Source organism: Paracoccus sp. S4493 (assembly GCF_000967735.1).
In the GTDB taxonomy this organism is placed as follows: Bacteria; Pseudomonadota; Alphaproteobacteria; order Rhodobacterales; family Rhodobacteraceae; genus Paracoccus; species Paracoccus marcusii.
The window spans coordinates 1-616 of record NZ_JXYF01000192.1 but is presented as its reverse complement, the minus strand read 5'-3'; the positions used below and the strand labels follow the sequence as shown (position 1 = coordinate 616).

Genomic DNA, 616 nt, shown 5'->3' with positions numbered 1-616 from the left:
GATCAGCGCCTCGGGGTCGGACGGGGCCAGGACCAGCCCGGCCACGCCGCGGTTGATGGCGTTCTCGACCAGGCTGACCTGATCGGCCACTGCGCTTTCCGCGGCCGGACCGTCAAAGCTCAGCGTATGCTCGGACTGGCCCTCGATCGCGGCCTGGGCGCCCAGGTTCACGTTCTGCCAGAAGTTCGAGTTGGTCGTCTTGACGATGACCGCGATCTCTCCGGCCTGGGCGCCGGCGGCGGTCAGGGCAAGGGCGGATACGGCCAGGCATGTCTTCAGCAGTGTCATCTTGGTTCCTCCTCCGATGATGATGATGCGGGCCTAGCGGCGGTTGCGGACCTGATCGATCCAGACCGCGCCGATGACCACGAAGCCGATGACGATCTGCTGGATGAAGGCGGACACGCCCGACATGTTCAGACCGTTTCGCAGGATGCCGATGATGAACGCACCGATCATCGTGCCCGCGACGGTGCCCACGCCCCCCGACAGGGACGCGCCGCCGATCACCGCCGCCGCGATGGCATCCAGTTCGTACATCACCCCCTCGCTTGGCTGGGCGGTGACCAGGCGCGACATCAGCACGTTGCCCGCCAGCCCCGCCAGCGCGCCCGAC

At 67.4% G+C, this 616-nt stretch carries 1 protein-coding gene and 1 pseudogene; both read right to left on the bottom strand.

What is annotated here, in order from left to right:
• Positions 1-288 (bottom strand): substrate-binding domain-containing protein (locus tag TW83_RS16230; RefSeq protein WP_045983823.1); only part of this gene is annotated, 288 nt, incomplete at its 3' end.
• Positions 289-321: 33 nt separating this feature from the next.
• Positions 322-616, bottom strand: a pseudogene (locus TW83_RS16225) (ABC transporter permease); the annotation flags it as partial.